The following is an 18377-nucleotide window of genomic DNA, read 5'->3' on the forward strand; positions in this document are numbered from 1 at the left end:
CGGCGTCGCCACGTGCGAATGGTTCCGGGGTGGGGGATCGATTATTTACTTTCCTCCATTTTGTGTTATTTATATGTTGACAAGCCCGAGAAATTAAGGATAACGTTTCAGTAACCTCGGTGCACGAACCCAAGTTAATAACGACCCCAGACAACCTTCGCATTTGTTGACGAATCTCCGACTCTATTCAGACGTGAAATAATGTAGGAAGTCTCCTGCCAGGGCACTCTCCTTTTCCGCTTTGAGGTCATGTATCAATACGCCCGTAGCACCAATTCTCAAAAATCACACCATGTCCAATCCATTTTTGCAGCCGCATGACGCATGTCCATCGAACATGCAGGAGAAACGATGAACCTACAGGAACTGAAGGGCAAGAAGATCAACGAACTCAACACCATCGCACGTGATCTCAGTATCGAGGGAGCATCCAGCCTGCGCAAGCAGGACCTGATCTTCGCGATCCTGAACGCCCAGACCGAACAGAACGGCATGATCTACGGCGAAGGGGTGCTGGAAACGTTGCAAGATGGTTTCGGTTTTCTGAGGGCCACCGATTACAACTATCTGCCGGGTCCTGACGATATCTACGTTTCTCCCAGCCAGATCCGGCGCTTCAACCTGCGTACCGGCGATACCGTTTCAGGTCAGATCCGCCCCCCCAAGGAAGGGGAACGCTACTTTGCGCTGCTCAAGGTGGAGTCGGTCAACTTTGAACCCCCTGAGGTCGCCCGCGACAAGATCCTCTTCGACAACCTCACTCCGTTGTATCCCGATGAAAAACTCAAGCTGGAAACTGCCCCTGACAACATGCCGATGCGCGTGGTGGAGCTGGTGGCCCCGATCGGCAAAGGGCAGCGCGGCCTGATCGTTGCCCCGCCCCGGACCGGCAAAACCATGCTGATCCAGAACATCGCCAACTCCATCGCTACCAACCATCCCGAGGTTTATCTGATCGTGCTCCTGATCGACGAACGCCCCGAAGAGGTTACCGACATGCAGCGTTCGGTCAGGGGCGAGGTGGTTTCCTCGACGTTCGACGAGCCGGCCACGCGCCACGTGCAGGTGGCCGAAATGGTCATCGAAAAGGCCAAACGCCTGGTTGAGCACAAACGCGATGTAGTGATCCTGCTGGATTCCATCACCCGTCTGGCGCGGGCCTACAACACCGTCATCCCCCCCTCCGGCAAGATTCTTTCCGGCGGGGTCGACTCCAATGCCCTGCACAAGCCCAAACGCTTTTTCGGCGCTGCCCGCAACATCGAAGAGGGGGGCTCCCTGACCATTATCGCTACTGCCCTGGTGGACACCGGCAGCAAGATGGACGACGTGATCTTCGAGGAGTTCAAGGGCACCGGCAACATGGAGCTGCACCTGGACCGCAAGCTGATCGAGAAGCGTACCTTCCCGGCCATCGACATCAATAAGTCGGGTACCCGCAAGGAAGAGCTGCTGATCGACAAGACCTCCCTCAACCGGATCTGGATCCTGCGCAAGGTGCTCCACCCCATGAACGTGGTCGACAGCATGGAGTTCCTGCTGGACAAGCTTTCCGAAACCAAGACCAATCAGGAATTTCTGGACGCCATGTCCAAATAGAAAAATACAGTTGCAAAAACAGGATGCAATCGATAGTATAAACAATTCCCGCAGTACCATTCGCTCACTGGCGGCGAGATAAGAGGAGGAAGAAAATGAAAGAAGGAATTCACCCCCTGTACAACGAAGTGACCGTGAAATGCCTGTGCGGCAACTCGTTCCAGACCCGTTCGACCCGCAAGGAAATCAACACCGAAATCTGCTCGGCCTGCCACCCGTTCTTCACCGGCAAGCAGAAGCTGGTCGACACTGCCGGCCGCGTCGAGCGGTTCAAGAAGCGCTACGGCCAAATGTAGCCTGTCCTTGGTTCATCGACAAAGGGGGGTTTTGTCTTCAGACAAAATCCCTTTTTCATATGCGGTGAACCCATTTTTGCCCGGAGTCGGGTCCTGCATTTCACCACAGGTGGACAGTGACGTCATGAACGTTGAACTTCTTCAATACACCCCCGAGCCGGAGAAGGCGGTCGCCCTGGCGGCGCGACTTTGCTACTCTCCCTCCTCGATCGGCGCGTTACGCGAACGGCTCGAATCGGCCGATATCGAATCGTTTCTCGACAAGATCATGTCTCTTGGGCATCACTCGGTTCTGGAGCATGCCTCCTTCACCTTCGGCATCGAAGGTATCTCCCGGGTGACGACGCATCAGCTGGTGCGGCACCGGATCGCATCATTCTCCCAGCAGTCCCAGCGCTATGTGTCCCACAAGGAAGAGTTCACCTCGATCATGCCCGACACCATCGCCGAGAATATCGAGGCGCGCCAGATTTTCGCCTTCATGTCCGAGACGGTGCACAAGGCCTATGCCCAACTGGTCGATCTTGGCATTCCGCCGGAAGACGCCCGTTACATCCTTCCCAATGCCACGGAAACAAAGATCATCATGACCATGAATGCCCGTGAGCTGCTGCATTTCTTCGCTCTGCGCTGCTGTCAGCGGGCTCAGTGGGAGATTCGCGAAATGAGCGTGGAGATGCTGCGCCTGGTCAAGAAGGTGGCTCCGGTCATTTTTCGCGAGGCGGGCCCCGGCTGTGTGGGGGGACCATGTCCCGAGGGGCAGTTCTGCTGCGGCCAGACCCAGGAAATACGGGACTACTTCAGGGATCTGGAATGATGGAGTGTTTGACATCTGACACCGAGACACGGAGAAAACCCGTCTGAATAACCCCACGCAATGAGAACGCGGTGAACCATTCCCGATCTTTTGAGTGGAGTGTAAATTTCAAAGACGTGGGGCCGCTTCTGATTTTTCTCTGCGTCCACTGTGGCAGAAGTTCATATCGTTGACTCAAGCGAAAGGTACTATGGAAAAGATCAACGTTGGGGGGCAGGCGGTAATTGAAGGTGTGATGATGCGGGCCCCGCGTTCAGTGGCAATTGCCGTCCGCCGCCCGAACGGTGAAATCGTGGTTAAAAAAGAGCTGGTGGTGCCCCTTTCGGAGCGCTACCCGATCGTCAAGCTTCCCATCATCCGCGGCGCCGTTGCTTTGATCCAGTCCCTGGTGATCGGCATCAAGGCACTCAATTTCTCTGCCAACGAGGCCATGACGGAGGAGGAAAAGCAGGGGGAGAAGGAGAAGGAAGAACTATCCTCCTGGGCCATGGCCGGCACCATGGCGGTGGCCTTCGGTTTCGGCATCGGGCTGTTTTTCGTGCTGCCTCTCTATGCGACCAAGTGGCTGACGCAGCTGTCGCTGATCAGCGACAACAATATCGCTTTCAACCTGGTGGACGGCATCATCCGGGTGGTGGTGTTTCTGATCTACATCTGGAGCATCTCCCGCATGAGCGATATCAAGAGGGTGTTCCAGTATCACGGAGCAGAACACAAGTCCATCTTCGCCTACGAGGCGGGCGAGGAACTGACCGTGGACAACGTACGGCGCTACAGCCGCCTGCACCCGCGCTGCGGCACCAGTTTTCTCCTGATTGTCATGCTGGTCAGCATTGCGGTCTTCTCCTTGATTCCAAAGCTGTGGCCATTCTACCTCAAGGCCGGCTCGCGCGTGGTGCTGCTGCCGCTGATCGCCGGCATCTCCTATGAGTTCCTGAAATGGAGCGCCAAGCACGACAACCATCCGCTGGTCAGGATGATCATCACCCCCGGTCTGGCCCTGCAGCGCCTGACCACCGGCGAGCCGGACGACAGCCAACTGGAAGTGGCTATCCGCTCGCTGGACGAGGCGCTGGAGGTAAACGCCGGATACGCCGATGACCGTCTCGTAGTTTAGGAGATTTCTGAAAAACAGCCATCTCGCCGCCGTCCTCGAAAGCCCTTTTGTGCGGCGTAGCGCTGCTACGCCTCCGCGGGGCTTTCTGCGGGTGCGACGATCTGACTATTTTTGAGCAATCTGATTTGGTAGGGTCGGACGAAGGGGGGGGGCACCGCCCCTCGATAGCCTTGCCCAGACAAGAAAATCCGCGCCTTGAAAACTTCTTTTTGGATCTTCTCTGTGCCCTCTGTGGTAATTATTTTTGTAGTTGAGGTTATGTGATGTTTGACAGGATTGAAGAACTTGAACGGCGCTACCAGGAGCTGGAGGCGCTGTTGTCCGACCCGGCAGTAATCTCCAACCAGCCCGAATTCCGCAAGCTGTCCCGCGAGCATAACGACCTGTCCGAGCTGGTGGCCGCCTATCGCCGCTGGCGCAAGGTGCTGGCCGAGATCGAGGAAAACCGGGAGCTTTTAGGTGACGCGGACATGAAGGAGATGGCCGAGGAGGAGCTGAAGAATCTGGAGGCGGAACGCGAAGCGCTGGAGGCGGATATCCAGGTGCTGCTGCTTCCCAAAGACCCCAACGACAACAGGAGCGTCATCCTCGAGATCCGTGCCGGTACCGGCGGCGACGAGTCGGCGCTGTTCGCGGGGGACCTGTTCCGCATGTACTCCCGTTATGCCGATACCAACCGCTGGAGGGTCGAGACGATCTCCGCCTCCGAGTCGGAGCGGGGGGGCTTCAAAGAGATCATCGCCTCTGTGGAAGGGGAGGGGGTCTTCGCCAAACTGAAGTACGAGTCCGGCACCCATCGCGTACAGCGTGTTCCCGAGACCGAGGCCCAGGGACGCATCCACACCAGCGCCTGCACCGTGGCGATCATGGCCGAGGCAGAGGATGTCGAGATCGACATCAATCCGGCTGACTTGAAGATCGATGTCTACCGCTCATCCGGTGCCGGCGGCCAGCACGTCAACACCACCGACTCGGCGGTGCGCATCACGCATATCCCGACCGGCACGGTGGTGGCCTGCCAGGAAGAGCGCAGCCAGATCAAGAACCGCGCCAAGGCCATGAAGGTCCTGAAGACCCGCATCATGGACACCATCCTGCAGGACCAAAACGCCAAGCTGGCGGCAGACCGCAAGCAGCAGGTCGGCAGCGGCGACCGCAGCGAGCGCATCCGCACCTACAACTTCCCCCAGGGGCGCATGACCGATCACCGCATCGGGCTGACGCTCTACCGCCTGGATTCGATCATGGCCGGGGATATCAACGAAATCACCGAGGCACTCCGCACCCACTACCAAATGGAGGCGCTGAAGGCGCAAAGCGAAGGGGCATAAATCGTCCTCTTCGGGAGTAATCGGAACGGGCATGCCTGAAAATCGGCATGCCCGTTTTTTTATTCCTTGGCGTACAGCGGGTGACGGTGGTTTTTTCCTGGTGACCTGCCCCTTCCGTCGCTCGTCGAGGCTGTGCGGGAAGACAACTCTCGTTTCAGGTGTGCGACATCAATCTCCGATGGGGGTTATGGAGAATTCAAGGACGTTTCCTTCCTGGAGATGGGCCTTGGCCAGCTGTTCCAGTTTCGTTCTCGCATCGGTTCTGATGTTCATGCTGTATTCGAAAATACTGCCATCGTCGGTCAGTCGGTACGACAGATGCGCAACGGAAAAACCGTGGGATTCTATACGCTGCCGAAGTTCCGATTCGTCGGGCATGTTCGAGCGATGAAAGCGGATGATGTGATGGGCGTACACCTGGGCGGGCATGTGTGCCTCCCCGAGCCGGAACAGCCAGAGGGCGCCGATTGTCAGCGCGGTTGCCATGAATACCACCGAATACATGCCCACACCGGCAAGGATGCCTATCGCAGAGGTGGCCCATATCGATGCCGCCGTTGTCAGGCCCCGGACAGCAGCCCTTTCCCGCATGATTACCCCGGCACCGAGAAAACCGATACCGGTCATGATACCCTGGGCAAGCCGCGTCGGGTCGATGCGCACCGTTTCGCTGCTCCCCCCCGGAAACCACTTGTGCTGGTAGATGGTGACCAGCATCAACAGGCTCGATGCCATGCAGACGATCGTATGGGTGCGGAAACCTGCCGGGCGGCCGTGGTAGCTCCTCTCAAGGCCGATCAGTCCGCCGGCCGCCATGGCGACCAGCAGATGTATCAGCATGTTCACGATATCGGTATCCATTGTTCTCTCCCGTTTCCCCCTGTACGGTTGCCATCGTTACACGATTACACCCGTTTTTTCAACGTTGACATGCTTCGCCCGGGATGGGGTCCTGAAAGAGAACTCCTGCCTTCGATGCGGCGGGCAGGAATCTGGCCATTGCTGGGGGAAGCCTCACAGGGATGCCCGCTACGGATGCTCGGAACCGTGGTTTACCTGGCAGATGCGGGGATTTGGTAAGAAATTGGTGCGGGGTGAAGGGTTTTTCCTGCAGAGGCTCCCCGTCAGAGGCAGACATGGCGGAAAAACCTGCGCTGAAGTGGAAGGTTGGATCACTGTATGGTTTTACATGCAGCAGGGCAGGGAAGGGCGAGTGCCTAGCGCTTGAAGTCAGCCGGGTCCAGACGGTGTTTTTTGAGCAGGGTGTAGAAGTCGGCCCGGTACTTCCCGGCCAGGGCAGCGGCACGGCTGATATTCCCCCCTGTCAGTTCGAGCAGGCGCACAAGATAACTGCTTTCAAAGCCATCCTTGGCCTCTTTGAGCGGTTTCAGAGGTTCCCGCACCTCTCCGTTTTTTGCAGGAAGAATGAGCCCTTCATTGATGACCTCCTGCGTGGCCATGGCTACCGCATATTCGATGGTGTTCTCCAGCTCCCGCACGTTTCCGGGCCAGTCGTGGAGCATGAGGCGCTGCATGGCCGCGGGGGAGAACCCTTTCACCCGTTTCTTCATGCTACGGCCGAATTTTTTCAGAAAAGTTTCCGCCAGGAGGGAGATGTCTTCGGTCCGCTCCCTCAGGGGGGGCAGCGTGATCGGGATGACATGGATCCGGTAGTAAAGGTCCTCGCGGAACAGGGACTGGCGCACCAGCTCCTCCAGATTCTTGTTGGTGGCAACGATGACACGCACATCCACCTCGAGGGGACGGTCGCTTCCCACGGGATAGAACTGCCGCTCCTGGAGGACCCGCAGGAACTTGGCCTGAATCGAGAGAGGCATGTCCCCGATCTCGTCCAAAAGGATCGTTCCGCCATGGGCCTGGGCAAACAAGCCTTTCGAAGTGCGGATCGCCCCGGTGAAGGCCCCTTTTTCGTGGCCGAACAGTTCGCTCTCCAACAGGGTCTCCGGCAGGGCTGCACAGTTTATGGCCACGAAAGGACGGTCTTTTCTTCCGCTCGCAAGATGGACGGCGCGGGCGATGACCTCTTTGCCGGTGCCGCTTTCACCGTGAATGTAGACGGTGGAGTCGCTCTCGGCGATCTGGGTGACCACCTCCAGCACCCTGCGCATTGATTCGCTGCGCGCCACCACATTGGCAAAATCGTACCGTTCCGCCAGCAGTCCTTTCAGCCGCTTGACTTCGGTGGTCAGCCGCCGGTTTTCCAGCGCGCGTTCGACATGCAGCCCCAGTTCACGGGCGTCGAAGGGCTTTGTCAGGTAGCTGAAGGCGCCGCGCTGCATCGCCTCCACCGCGTTCTCGATGCTGCCGAATGCCGTAAGGATGATGACTGCCATGCCCGGGCAGGTGACATGGAGTTCCTCCATCAGCGTTATGCCGTCCTGCTGTTCCAGTTGCAGGTCGACGACCGCCAGATCGAAGGCCTGTGACGCTATTGCCTGCCGGGCTTCACTTTCGTTGCGGGCAGGCGTCACCTCGTAGTCCAGGGACTCCAGCCGCATGGTGATGATTTTCAGGAGATTGCGGTCGTCGTCGACCGCCAGGAGTTTTCCACGTGACATCCGGCTCCACCTACCTATCTCAACTGTTTCTTTTTCTCGTCGATTTCCATATCGACCCGCGCTGCCTTTTCCATTGTTTCGAGGACATTGATCCAGATTTTCGCCTCTTCCGCAAACGGGCTGCCCGGGAACTCCTTCTTCAGCCGCACGAAGTAGCTCAGAGCCTTCTTGTAGTCCATCTTGGGATTGGCAAAGTGGACATGGACCAGCCCCATGGTGAACAGCGCCTCATCCCCCAGCGGGCTTTTGGGTGAAAGGGCCAGAACTTTCTGGCTCTCCCGCAGGGCGCCTTCAAAGTCTTCCTTGCGGATGAAGGATTGCACCCGCTGCAGGTGGGCGCGCGCCTCCAGTCCGGATCGCTCGTTTTCCAGCACATCATTCCAGATTCTGGCACTCTCGGCCAGCGGGCTGTCGGGAAAATCCTTCACGAGCTGTGTGAAGTAGCCTTGGGCTTTCCTGTGGTCCATCTTCGGGTTGGCGAAGTGGGCATGGATGAGCCCCATGCTGAACAGTGCCGCGTCCCCGGGGGAACTCTTCCGGGAGTGGTCAAGTATCTTCTGGTTTTCCCGCAGTGCCCCATCGAAGTCCCGCTGGCTTACCAGGAGCTGTACCCGCTGCAGGTGGGCGCGCCCCTCCTGTCCCACGATCTCGTTCTGAAGGATGCCGTCCCAGATCCGGCCGTCTTCCGCGAACGGGCTTTGGGGGAAATCAGTCAGAAGCAGCGTGAAATACTCGAGCGCCTTTTTGTAGTCCTTCTGCGGATTGGCATAATCGGCGTAGACCAGTCCCATGCTGAGCAGCGCTGCATCTGCGGGGGGCGTTTGCGGAGAGTGTTCGAGTACGTTCCGGTTTTCCCGCAGGGCTCCCTCGAAATCGCCCTGCCGGGTCAGGACCTGAACCCGCTGGAGGTGGGCCCGTCCTTCACGCTCCGCCGATACTTCGTCCTGGAGGAAACCGGCCCATGTCTGGGCCTCCCCCGCAAAAGGGCTGTAGGGAAAATCATTCACAAGCTGTTTGAAGAAACCCAGCGCCTTTTTGTAGTCCTTCTGCGGATTGGCACGGTCAACGCAGATCAGGCCCATGCTGAACAGCGCTGCATCGGCGGGGGGAGAGGTGGGGGCGTTTTCGAAGACCCTGCGGTTTTCCCGCATGCCCCCCTCGAAATCCCCCTGGCGAGTGAGAAGCCGCACCTGCTCCAGATGGGCGCGCCCCTCACGTTCCGCCAGTATCGTTGCGAACGTGGCGCATCCCCCCAGTACGGCCAGAACTAGGCCGGCAACGCACAGGTGAAGGTACTGCCTCGTTTGATTTCGCTTTCTGCCCAAACTTTTCCTCCATGTGCCTCTACGATATGCCTGACAATGGCCAGTCCCAGACCGGTGCCCTGAAATCCGTGAGTCCGGGTGGTCGACGCCTGACGGTACTTGTCGAAGATCGTCCCGAGCTCCTGCTCCGGTATCCCCGGCCCCGTATCCGTCACGGAGAGGCGTATTTCATCCCCCCGCCGGCTGACGGCCACCTGTACCGTGCCGCCCGGAGGGGTAAACTTGAGCGCGTTGCCGAGCAGGTTTCTCAGCACCTGCAAGATCCTTTCCGGATCCATGGACACGGCCGGCATTTCGCCAATATGGCTTTCGATCGTGATATTTTTGGCCTCGGCGAGCGGAGCTATTTCGCGGACTGCCCGCATGACCAGGCCAGGCAGGTCTGCAGGCAGAAAGGCGCAGGTAAGCACCCCCGCTTCCAGCCGGGAGAGTTCCAGCAGGCTGCTGACCAGTTCGATCAGGCGGGAGCTCTCTTCGGCAATGATGACCAGCAGTTCGCGCTGTTTTTCCGTTACGTCGCCTCCCAACCCCTCCAGGAACAGGTTTGTTCCCTCCCTGATGGACGTGAGAGGGGTCCGCAATTCATGTGACATCAGGGAGTAGAAATCGGATTTCATCCGGTCCACCTCCCCGAGCTTCATGCACATGCTATTGAAAGCAGCGGCCAGGGTGGCGATTTCAGGGGGCGCCGCCAGATCCAGATCCAGATCGGCCTTCAGTATGCCGCCGGCGACCTCACCGGTCTTCTTCTTCATGCGGGAAAGCGGCAGCGTGATGCTCCGCGTGATCACGATCGAAAGCGCAATGCCGAAAAGAAGGGCAATCCCGGTGATCACCTGGGCAACGGTCCGTGCCCTGGTTCCTGTCCGGTCCAGCTCGTTTATTTTGCGGAGAATGCTCTGCTGGCTGGATGCCTTCAACCGGCCGAGTTCAGCCATGGCCTCGTTCACCAGCCGCTCTTTTTCCCGGTTGTGCCGCTTTGACGGTCGTCTGCCGGCTTCCGCGGAAGCGAGATCCTTCTCGAACAGCCCGGCATAGGCCCCGTTCAGCTCCCGTACGCGGTTCAGGGACTCCTTCACCTCAGGCGAGTCCGCCAGGGTCAGCGCTTCGTTCAGATACTTCTCAAATTCCGCCCGGGAGGCGAGAAACCCGTCATGGAGGGTTTCGTCCTGCAGGAGAGCAAACTTCTTTTCATAGCGGGTCTCGGACAAAAGGGCGCCGGTCATGTCCTTGTTGAGGTCGATGAGGACGTTATGAACCTGGATGATGCGGCGGGAGATATCCTTCATGTGGCCGAGCTGCAGAATGGCGTAAACACTCACTGCGGTGGCCATGGCCAGAACGGCGATGTTTCCCAGGACCAGCCGGGAAAAAATAGTAAGCTTGAAGCCTGTGAGCCTGAATGGTACCTGCACGGTATGTTTTCATTCTCCTGCGGAATTGGGGCCTCGCGGGATTGTCTGCGGCCGCGTGGGTCGTCCGGGCATTGCAGATCTGCCGACTCGCGATCTTTGGAGGGATACAAAAAAAACCTGCCCTCGGTGGCGGGAGCAGGAGTCAACCGGGTGTTGCGAACGCGCTGGCAATTTCGTGCCATGGAATGGTGCGACATTACCAGTATTGAAGATAAAGATCAAGGAAAGGGAGGTAAAGAGACCCGCGTGGCCTGGCGCTCTGGCCCCAGCGGGCGATCCGGCCGGGACGTCGGCAGGGACGGGGCTCTCCGTGCCGCTGCCCCGGCTGCGCTTCGAAGGATGCGCAGCCGCGGCGGACTGAATCGGCCCACATTCGAGTGCTGCCCGCCGTCTGCTTGCCCTCGCCATCAACCGGCATATACTTCCTGGTATGAGGTCATGCCATGGAGGATATCATGGACCGGTCCACTCACTCTTGCCTGGACCCTGAACAGTGGCAACACGTGCAACTCACCCGCCAGGCGATCAGGGCCAGGGCCACGCTCCTGTGCTACACGCTGGCAGCGGGCTTGCCTTTCATAGCCCTTTCCGTCGGCGGGGCCTGCCTCTGCGGCCTGCCCCTCTATCAGATCACCGCAATTGCCGGTTATCACACCATGCTCACGCTGCTCTTCATCTTCGATTCACTCAGGAATGCCGCCCATGCCTGTTTTGTCGAAGCCTGCGACCAGGGGCTGGTGGATATCCGTGAGGGAATTCCGGTTGTGGACCGTGCCTGTCGAAACCGGCATCTCGCGCGGCTCTCCTTTGCCATCGGCGGCCAGCCATCCTGCGGCGAGGGGGGATTACGGTAGCCGGCGGGAGTGCGGCCGGAGAGTCGGACGCCCGGGCTTCTGACGAGACCGGTTTTATAAGCAGAGCGGGATTGAGGAAATATGCGGGCATCAAAAGAGGGACTGCCGATTGGCAGCCCCACTTTTGCGCGGGAATATCCCGGAGCCGCGCCGGACTTCCGGCGGATGAGGGTCACATCAGGCTCAGCAGCATTTTCGTGCCCATGACCAGGAGCAGCAGGGCGAACGCCTTCTTCAATCCGCCGATGGGGAGACTGTGGGCGAGCCGGGCTCCGAAAGGGGCGGTCAGCATGCTGGCCGTTACGATCCCGGCCAGGGCAGGCAGGTGGACGAACCCGAGTGAATGGTCCGGCAGATGAGTGGAAAGACCGTTGATCACATATCCGGCAGCACCGGCCAATGCGATCGGAAAGCCGATGGCCGCCGATGTACCGATGGCGGTGCGCAGGGGGGTGTTGCACCAGATCATGAACGGCACCGACATGGTGCCACCGCCGATCCCCACCAGGCTCGATATCACGCCGATCAGGCTCCCGACCCCGAATATCGCCATATCTCCCGGCAACTGACGATGAGGGGTCGGTTTGATGTCAAGCAGCAGTTGGATGGCCACGAAGTATTGGAAGCCGGCAAAGAAAACCTTGAGAAAACCGGTGGAAAGTTGGGCCGCCACCCATGTCCCGGCCAAGGTGCCGATCAGTATTCCCGGGGTTATCCTCCGCACCGTCTGCCAGTTGACCGCATCGCGCCCGTGGTGGGCCCTGATGCTGGACGCCGAGGTGAACAGGATGCTGGCCAGGGATGTGCCGAGGGCCAGGTGGAGGATATGGGCTGTGGGCAGCCCCTGGGAGGTGAAGATGAAGGTCAGCATCGGCACGATCACCAAGCCTCCCCCCACGCCGAGCAACCCCGCCAGCACGCCGGCACAGGCTCCGGTAGCGAGATAGAGCAGCACCGTCATCTACGGCCTCCCCACCGGCACTACCGAGTCCTGATCCCGAGCAGTGTGCATGCTAATCCTTCAGTTGCCCGGCCAGGAGTTCCACCGTGTGCCGCACGGTGATGTCCGCACCGTCCTGGTCCAGTCCACCCCTGATCTGCAGCACACAGCCGGGGCAGTCCATGGCGACCAGCGGCGCGCCGGTCTCCTTGATGTTGTGCAGTTTGCGTTTCAGGATCGGGGCCGAGATCTCGGGCAGCTTGAGCGAATAGGAGCCCCCCATGCCGCAGCACATGTCGCACTCGAACATCTCGGTCACCTGGTAGCCTGCCTTGCCGAGCAATTCCCGCGGCTGCTCTGACACATTCAGGGTCCGTTTGAGGTGGCAGGAGTCGTGATAGGTGAGCGTGCCCAACCGCTGCCCCTCCTTCAGTGACAAACGCCCTTCGTCCACCAGGCGCTTGGCCAGCGTCGAAAAATCGATGGTTTTGGCAGCCAACTCCCTGGCCTTGGGCATCCACTCGGTCTGGCCCAGGCTTTCGAAGGTGCTGACGAATTCATGCGCCAGCGCCACGGTGCAGGTCGGGCAGGCCGACACCACGTATGCGGCATCAACGCCGAGCAGCGCCTTGATATTGTCGATGGCGTTTTTCTCGGCTACCTCGTAAGCCCCGCTGTAGCGGGCGGGGGCACCGCAGCAGGTCTGCTCCTCCGGAAAGAGTACCTCGATGCCGGCCTTGTTGAGCAGCCGCACCAGCGCCTCACCCATCTCCGGATAGGCGAAGTCGATCAGGCAGCCGGCGTAGAAAACCGCCTTTTCTGCGCATTGGGGCTGTTTGATGTCGTTGAAGCGGTCCCGGAACGGTTCCGCGGCGATGGCGGGCAGACTGCGGCCGTCGGTCATATCGGAAAGGAACAGTGGCAGGTGGCGCAGGAATTTGCCGGATGTGAAGGGCTTGGCAGCCACCGAGGCGGCCCGCAGCATGCCGTGGAAGAGCTTGCGGTTGTTCACCACGCCGTAGATGGCCTTCTGGATCAGCGGGACACCCTGTTCCTTCACCAGCCGGCGCCTGATCTCCATGATCATCTCGGGGATGTCCAGCTTGCCGGGGCAGATTTCCTTACAGTTGCCGCACTGGATGCAGAGCCCCTGGATGTCCTCGGAATTCTGCAACTCCTCGAACCAGGCAGTCAGGATCGTGCCGATGCCGCCGGTATAGATGCTGCCGAAGACATGGCCCCCCACCAGGCGGAAGATCGGGCAGACATTCAGGCAGGAGCCGCAGCGGATGCATTGCAGGGCCTGCTTGAACTTGGGGTCATCGGCCATTTCGGAGCGACGGTTGTCCATCAGGATGATGTGCAGGTCCTTGGGCAATCCGTCGGTATTCTCTCCCGGGCCGGTGATGATCGAAACGTAGCTGGTCAGCAGCTGCGCCGTGGCGCTGCGCGGCAGGGCAGTCAGGATCGGAGCCACGTCCTCGAATTTCTCCACGAACTTTTCGATGCCGACCAGGGCGATGTGAATCCGCGGCAGGGTGGTCACCATGCGGGCGTTGCCCTCGTTGGTCACCAGCACGATGCTGCCGGTTTCGGCTACGGCCAGGTTGGCGCCGGTAATGCCCATGTCGGCTGCCAGGAACTTGGAGCGCAGCTCGTTGCGGGCCACCTCCACCAGGCGCGGGATGTCGGTGGTCAGGCGCTCGTTGACCTCCTTGCTGAAGAGATCGGAAACCTCCTCCTTGGTCATGTGAATGGCGGGCATGACCATGTGGGACGGTTTCTGGCCCGCCAGCTGAATGATCCATTCCCCCAGGTCGGTTTCACCCACCGTGATCCCGTTTTTCTCCAGGTACGCGTTGAGGTGGATTTCCTCACTGGCCATGGACTTGGATTTGACCACGGTTTTGACGTCGTTCTCGCGGGCCACCTTGAGGATGTAGGCCTTGACCTCTTCCGGGTCGGTGGTCCGGAATACCTTGGCGCCCAGGGACTCGGCATTGCGGGTAAAGGCATCGGCCATCAGGTCCAGGTGCGAGGCGGCAAAGGATTTGCGCTCGGCGATGATCGTGCGCAACGCCTCGAAGTCGATGCCCTCATAGGCCTTGGCACGATTGACCTTGTACGCCTCCGAGAATTTGCCCAGCGCTCCGGTCAGGTTGGCGTCGTTGACAGCCCGCTCGATGGACTCCTTGAATTCCTTTTTCATTGTTCTGCTCCCTCCGTTTCGTCGGCACAGACGATAACCAGTCTCTTGGGGCCGTGCACGCCGATGGTCAGCACCCGCTCGATATCAGCCGTACGGCTCGGGCCGGTAATAAACGCTATGTAGCGACTGGTGGCCGGAGTGATCCGGGTAAAGAGCGCGTTCTTGTCGGGCAGGACCCGTGCGGTGGAGATCAGCGCGATGTGGATGGTGGCAAGGGTGGAGACCAGCCTCTGGGCGGCGCCGCTCTGATCCGCGACCAGGGAGCCGGTATCGGCCAGGGCCCAGTCCATATCGCTGATGCCGACCAAGGCATCGGCGGCCAGTTCGCGATCAACATCGAAACGGAGACCCGGCACGCACGAGGTGAGCCGGGTGCGGTCGAGCCCTTCTAGGAACGGACCCTCAGCCCAGGCGGCAAAAGAGCCGGGAGCAGCGGCCACGCCTGCGGACGGCAGGAAGTGGAGGATGAATTCCAGGGCCTCCTCCCTTGTCTTGAAGCGGTGTACTTCTGCACCGACTCCTTCGGCCCTGGTTTTGAACTGTTGAAACAGCATATCGCCTCCTTTTGTCGATCGCGCTGCGCATCCGGTTTCGGCCGATCCGCTGCCGAATGCTCGTATACGAGGAAAAACTTGTTTTATTGTTTTTATGGTTGAATTGTAAGACAAGGACCTTGAACTGCAAGAATACACTGGTTTAAAATTTGTAAAGCCAGGCGCCCATCTACGCTAAACGATTCATTTATTCCTTGTCAACAGGTATTTATCCGGTGTTGTAAAAAATCACTTGACAGTCAAAATGTATTTAAGATATTGGTAAGGCAAATTTGCAAAACCCGATTTTACTGCCTTGCTATCGTCGGACCCGTTAGCGACGTTCACCCCCCTTATGTGGAAAGGAGAAGAGTCATGCCCTGGATTCAAACGTACACCCCCGTAGCAGGTAGTCTCGGGATGTCGGCCCTGGTGGCCGCAATTCCGCTGGTCGTCATCTTCGTCTGTTTGGCCGTGTTGAAGATGAAGGCCCACAAGGCCGGTCCCCTGGCAGTTGCCTCGGCGATCGCCATTGCCATTGCCATATGGGGGATGCCGGCCAAGCTGGCTGGTCTGGCATTCGTGCAGGGTGCGGCTTTCGGTCTGTTCCCGGTCTTCTATATCGTCATCACTACCCTGTTCCTCTATAACATCACCGTCAAGGGTGGCCAATTCGAGGTGATCCGGGCCTCTCTGGCCGGCGTCACCGGTGACCGCCGTATCCAGGCGCTCCTGATCGCTTTCTGTTTCGGAGCCTTTATCGAGGGGGCAGCCGGATTCGGTACCCCGGTTGCCATTGCCGGGGCGACTCTGGCTGGTCTCGGTTTCCGTCCGCTGTACGCAGCCGGTGTCTGCCTGGTGGCCAATACCGCACCGGTCGCCTTCGGCGCCATCGGGATCCCGGTCGTGGCGCTGGCCGGTGTCATGGGCTACGGCGACGACGGCATGATGAAACTCTCCACCATGGTCGGCCGCCAGCTCCCCTTTATCTCCGTCTTCATACCCTTTTACGTTATCCTGATCATGGTCGGTTTCAAGAAAACCATGGAAGTCCTGCCGGCAGTCATCGTCTGCGGGGTGACCTTCGCCGTTGTCCAATGGGCAACCGCCAGCTACCTGGGTCCCTACCTGCCGGACGTTACCGCTTCGCTGGCTTCGATCATAACTCTGGTACTGCTCCTCAAGGTCTGGCAGCCGAAAGAGAATTACGTCTTCGATCATGAGACCGAAAGCACCGGCACCGCTACAGCCCACCATTACACGGCCGGAGAAGTTTTTCGCGCTTGGTCGCCGTACCTGGCCCTGACGATAATGGTACTTCTCTGGGGTATCCCCTCGATCAAGACGGTGCTGGATACCAAAACGGTCGAGTTCGAAGTACCCGGTCTGCACAATGCGATTGTCAAGAAGGTAAACAAGCCGGAAGATGGCCTGAAAAAGATCGCCAAGGTCAATGAAGAGATCGACAAGCAGTTAGCCACCCTGTCCCCCGCCGATCCCAAGCAGCAGGAGCTGGCCGCCAAGCTCAAGGAACTGAAAGGGCTGGAAGAGGCCTTCCAGCCGGTTGAAACGGGACTGGCCGGCAAGGGTGCGGTCCTGACCGACGAGCGCCTCAAGTCCTGCGACCTGGTTTCCAAGAAGATGGCTGAGACCAAGAAGCTTTGTGGTGAACTGGTGAAGGTCAACGCGGTCGGCAAGGACCAGCTCAAACCGCTGGAAAAGGCCGTTGCTGACCAGCTGCCGATCAAGATCGGCGCCAAGTACAAGTTCAACTTCTGGTCCGCAGCCGGCACCGCCATCCTGATCGCCGCCTTTATCTCGTCCTTGTTGTGCGGAGTCAGCATGGGTGATACCTTCCGCCTCCTGGGCAAGACCCTTTACGACATGCGCTTCCCGGCTTTAACGGTTGCTTCGGTGCTCGGCCTGGCTTACGTCATGAACACCTCGGGCATGACCAACTGCCTGGGTCTGATCTTCACCAAGACCGGCCACTGGTTCCCGCTGATCGCTCCGTTCCTGGGCTGGTTGGGCGTGTTCCTGACCGGTTCCGACACCTCCTCCAACGTACTCTTCGGCGGTCTGCAGAAGGCCACGGCAGAGCAGCTGGGGCTGAGCCCGATTCTGACCGGTGCTGCCAACACCAGCGGCGGCGTCATGGGCAAGATGATCTCCCCGCAGTCGCTGGCAGTGGCAACCGCCGCGACCGGCATGGTGGGCGAAGAGGGCACGCTGTTCCGCTTCACTCTCAAGCATTCGCTCTTCCTGACGGTCATAGTCGGTATAATCGTTTACCTGCAGGCCTACGTACTGCAGTGGATGATTCCCTGACCCGGATAATGGAGGGCACCCCGGACCGGGGTGCCCTCTTTTGCTGAACATGCCCTGGACATTCCCATATCGCGGCAGGCGTAAAAAAGCGTCTGCCGCTGCTGTATCGACCGCGGGGTTGCCATGACCTTCAAACCCATCAGGCCCCAGAAGATAACGGTTCAGATCGCCGATCAGATCCGGGCGTCGATTCTGACCGCTGCCTTCGGACCGGGCGAGAAATTGCCGACCGAGCGGGAACTGTGCAGGATCTTCGGGGTCTCCCGGCCATCGGTGAGAGAGGCCTTGAATATTCTGGCCGCTGCGGGGCTGGTGGAGTCCCATCAGGGTGGAGGGACCACTGTCAGGTCGCTGGTAGAGGCATCTGCGGGGAGTCCTCTTTCGGAGTTGATAAAATATGAGCGCGAAAGGGCGCTGGACGTCATCGAGGTCCGTAAATCCATAGAGGCGTGTACCGCCTTCTATGCCGCCGACCGGGCATTGCCTGAGGATGTGAGGCGACTGGAAAAAATCGTTTCCGAGATGGAGGAGAATCTGGCGACCGAAACCCCTTCCCTTGACCTGGATGCCGATTTTCACATTGCTGTTGCGCGGGCAACCCACAATGTGGTCTGGCTGCACCTGATGCAGAACATTTTCGATGCCATGCAGCAGTTCCAAAGGGGGGTCTGGCGGGCGGTCTATCTCACCGTTGACGATCATCGCACCCTCTACCGGCAGCATCGTGATGTTTTCGAGGCCATTCGGGACCGGCAGCCGGAATCCGCCCGGACAGCCATGCTGGTTCACCTGGGATTCGCCGAGCAGAGGAGCGGTATCTATGTCAGCCGGAACGGCGCTGACCGGACTGTTTCTCAGTAAGCTGCGCTTGATTCGTAAAGCCAAATTACCAACCGGTTCCGACGCAGGACGTGGCAGATCTTTTATCTCCCTTGCATTTAAAGAAAAATTGACTCTGTAACCGTGTTGTGGTAATTGGTATTACAAATTTAACAATGTTCTTTTCCACCGAAAACAACAGGTATCTCTTCCTT

The 18377-nt window shown here is 59.0% G+C and carries 15 protein-coding genes; 8 read left to right on the forward strand and 7 right to left on the reverse strand.

Going from position 1 to position 18377, the window contains the following annotated elements; translation table 11 throughout:
* Positions 1 to 351 precede the first annotated feature (351 nt).
* From rho to prfA, 5 genes are all read left to right on the forward strand, one after another.
* Entirely contained in the window at positions 352 to 1599 is a 1248-nt protein-coding gene (gene rho / locus GSVR_RS04580; RefSeq protein WP_173196074.1) for a transcription termination factor Rho, read from the forward strand.
* 95 nt (positions 1600 to 1694) lie between these two features.
* The gene (rpmE, locus tag GSVR_RS04585; RefSeq protein WP_173196072.1) at positions 1695 to 1895 is read left to right on the forward strand and encodes a 50S ribosomal protein L31; all 201 of its coding nucleotides are present in this window, start codon (positions 1695 to 1697) and stop codon (positions 1893 to 1895) included.
* A gap of 124 nt (positions 1896 to 2019) precedes the next feature.
* Positions 2020 to 2712, forward strand: a complete 693-nt coding sequence (gene thyX, locus GSVR_RS04590) for an FAD-dependent thymidylate synthase (protein ID WP_173196070.1) — start codon at positions 2020 to 2022, stop codon at positions 2710 to 2712.
* A gap of 190 nt (positions 2713 to 2902) precedes the next feature.
* Positions 2903 to 3829 carry a DUF1385 domain-containing protein gene (locus tag GSVR_RS04595; protein ID WP_173196068.1) on the forward strand — a complete coding sequence of 309 codons (927 nt, stop codon included), beginning with the start codon at positions 2903 to 2905 and terminating at the stop codon, positions 3827 to 3829.
* Positions 3830 to 4092: 263 nt separating this feature from the next.
* Positions 4093 to 5160, forward strand: a complete 1068-nt coding sequence (gene prfA / locus GSVR_RS04600; RefSeq protein WP_173196066.1) for a peptide chain release factor 1 — start codon at positions 4093 to 4095, stop codon at positions 5158 to 5160.
* Between the two features lie 168 nt (positions 5161 to 5328).
* Here the strand turns inward: prfA and GSVR_RS04605 are convergent, their stop codons facing one another.
* The 4 genes from GSVR_RS04605 to GSVR_RS04620 all read right to left on the reverse strand — a co-directional run bounded on the left by GSVR_RS04605 (position 5329) and on the right by GSVR_RS04620 (position 10479).
* On the reverse strand, positions 5329 to 6021 hold the full coding sequence (locus tag GSVR_RS04605; protein ID WP_173196063.1) for an MgtC/SapB family protein: 693 nt from the start codon (positions 6019 to 6021) through the stop codon (positions 5329 to 5331).
* Positions 6022 to 6377: 356 nt separating this feature from the next.
* The gene (locus tag GSVR_RS04610) at positions 6378 to 7739 is read right to left on the reverse strand and encodes a sigma-54 dependent transcriptional regulator (RefSeq protein ID WP_173196062.1); all 1362 of its coding nucleotides are present in this window, start codon (positions 7737 to 7739) and stop codon (positions 6378 to 6380) included.
* A 14-nt stretch (positions 7740 to 7753) separates the two neighbouring features.
* On the reverse strand, positions 7754 to 9064 hold the full coding sequence (locus tag GSVR_RS04615) for a tol-pal system YbgF family protein (RefSeq protein ID WP_173196060.1): 1311 nt from the start codon (positions 9062 to 9064) through the stop codon (positions 7754 to 7756).
* Positions 9007 to 10479 carry an ATP-binding protein gene (locus GSVR_RS04620; RefSeq protein WP_173196058.1) on the reverse strand — a complete coding sequence of 491 codons (1473 nt, stop codon included), beginning with the start codon at positions 10477 to 10479 and terminating at the stop codon, positions 9007 to 9009. Before GSVR_RS04620 ends, GSVR_RS04615 begins: the two co-directional genes overlap by 58 nt.
* Before the next feature lie 455 nt (positions 10480 to 10934).
* On the opposite strand from GSVR_RS04620, the gene GSVR_RS04625 reads away from it, so the two are divergent.
* Complete coding sequence (locus tag GSVR_RS04625; RefSeq protein WP_173196055.1) at positions 10935 to 11333, forward strand: hypothetical protein; 399 nt, start codon at positions 10935 to 10937, stop codon at positions 11331 to 11333.
* Between the two features lie 172 nt (positions 11334 to 11505).
* Here the strand turns inward: GSVR_RS04625 and GSVR_RS04630 are convergent, their stop codons facing one another.
* The 3 genes from GSVR_RS04630 to GSVR_RS04640 are packed head-to-tail and all read right to left on the reverse strand — an operon-like array spanning position 11506 to position 15036.
* A complete protein-coding gene (locus tag GSVR_RS04630; protein ID WP_173196053.1) occupies positions 11506 to 12294 on the reverse strand; it encodes a sulfite exporter TauE/SafE family protein in 789 nt (262 codons plus the stop codon).
* 52 nt (positions 12295 to 12346) lie between these two features.
* Positions 12347 to 14482 carry an L-lactate dehydrogenase (quinone) large subunit LdhH gene (gene ldhH / locus GSVR_RS04635; protein ID WP_173196051.1) on the reverse strand — a complete coding sequence of 712 codons (2136 nt, stop codon included), beginning with the start codon at positions 14480 to 14482 and terminating at the stop codon, positions 12347 to 12349.
* Positions 14479 to 15036 (reverse strand): lactate utilization protein, encoded by a 558-nt coding sequence (locus GSVR_RS04640; protein WP_239077458.1) that lies wholly within the window; start codon positions 15034 to 15036, stop codon positions 14479 to 14481. The genes ldhH and GSVR_RS04640 overlap by 4 nt, the downstream gene beginning before the upstream one ends.
* Before the next feature lie 354 nt (positions 15037 to 15390).
* Here GSVR_RS04640 and GSVR_RS04645 point away from each other — a divergent pair, with 354 nt between their 5' ends.
* Positions 15391 to 17343, forward strand: a complete 1953-nt coding sequence (locus tag GSVR_RS04645) for an L-lactate permease (RefSeq protein ID WP_173196049.1) — start codon at positions 15391 to 15393, stop codon at positions 17341 to 17343.
* A 123-nt stretch (positions 17344 to 17466) separates the two neighbouring features.
* Complete coding sequence (locus GSVR_RS04650; RefSeq protein WP_173196047.1) at positions 17467 to 18204, forward strand: FadR/GntR family transcriptional regulator; 738 nt, start codon at positions 17467 to 17469, stop codon at positions 18202 to 18204.
* The last annotated feature ends 173 nt before the right edge of the window (positions 18205 to 18377 follow it).

Origin of the sequence: Geobacter sp. SVR, assembly GCF_016865365.1 — a bacterium.
GTDB lineage: Bacteria > Desulfobacterota > Desulfuromonadia > Geobacterales > Pseudopelobacteraceae > Pelotalea.

Bases quoted from the DNA above. Each gene is read 5' to 3' on its own strand.
- rho (WP_173196074.1), top strand. From the start codon at position 352: ATGAACCTACAGGAACTGAAGGGCAAGAAGATCAACGAACTCAACACC.
- rpmE (WP_173196072.1), top strand. From the start codon at position 1,695: ATGAAAGAAGGAATTCACCCCCTGTACAACGAAGTGACCGTGAAATGC.
- thyX (WP_173196070.1), top strand. From the start codon at position 2,020: ATGAACGTTGAACTTCTTCAATACACCCCCGAGCCGGAGAAGGCGGTC.
- GSVR_RS04595 (WP_173196068.1), top strand. From the start codon at position 2,903: ATGGAAAAGATCAACGTTGGGGGGCAGGCGGTAATTGAAGGTGTGATG.
- prfA (WP_173196066.1), top strand. From the start codon at position 4,093: ATGTTTGACAGGATTGAAGAACTTGAACGGCGCTACCAGGAGCTGGAG.
- GSVR_RS04605 (WP_173196063.1), bottom strand. From the start codon at position 6,021: ATGGATACCGATATCGTGAACATGCTGATACATCTGCTGGTCGCCATG.
- GSVR_RS04610 (WP_173196062.1), bottom strand. From the start codon at position 7,739: ATGTCACGTGGAAAACTCCTGGCGGTCGACGACGACCGCAATCTCCTG.
- GSVR_RS04625 (WP_173196055.1), top strand. From the start codon at position 10,935: ATGGACCGGTCCACTCACTCTTGCCTGGACCCTGAACAGTGGCAACAC.
- GSVR_RS04630 (WP_173196053.1), bottom strand. From the start codon at position 12,294: ATGACGGTGCTGCTCTATCTCGCTACCGGAGCCTGTGCCGGCGTGCTG.
- ldhH (WP_173196051.1), bottom strand. From the start codon at position 14,482: ATGAAAAAGGAATTCAAGGAGTCCATCGAGCGGGCTGTCAACGACGCC.
- GSVR_RS04640 (WP_239077458.1), bottom strand. From the start codon at position 15,036: ATGCTGTTTCAACAGTTCAAAACCAGGGCCGAAGGAGTCGGTGCAGAA.
- GSVR_RS04645 (WP_173196049.1), top strand. From the start codon at position 15,391: ATGCCCTGGATTCAAACGTACACCCCCGTAGCAGGTAGTCTCGGGATG.
- GSVR_RS04650 (WP_173196047.1), top strand. From the start codon at position 17,467: ATGACCTTCAAACCCATCAGGCCCCAGAAGATAACGGTTCAGATCGCC.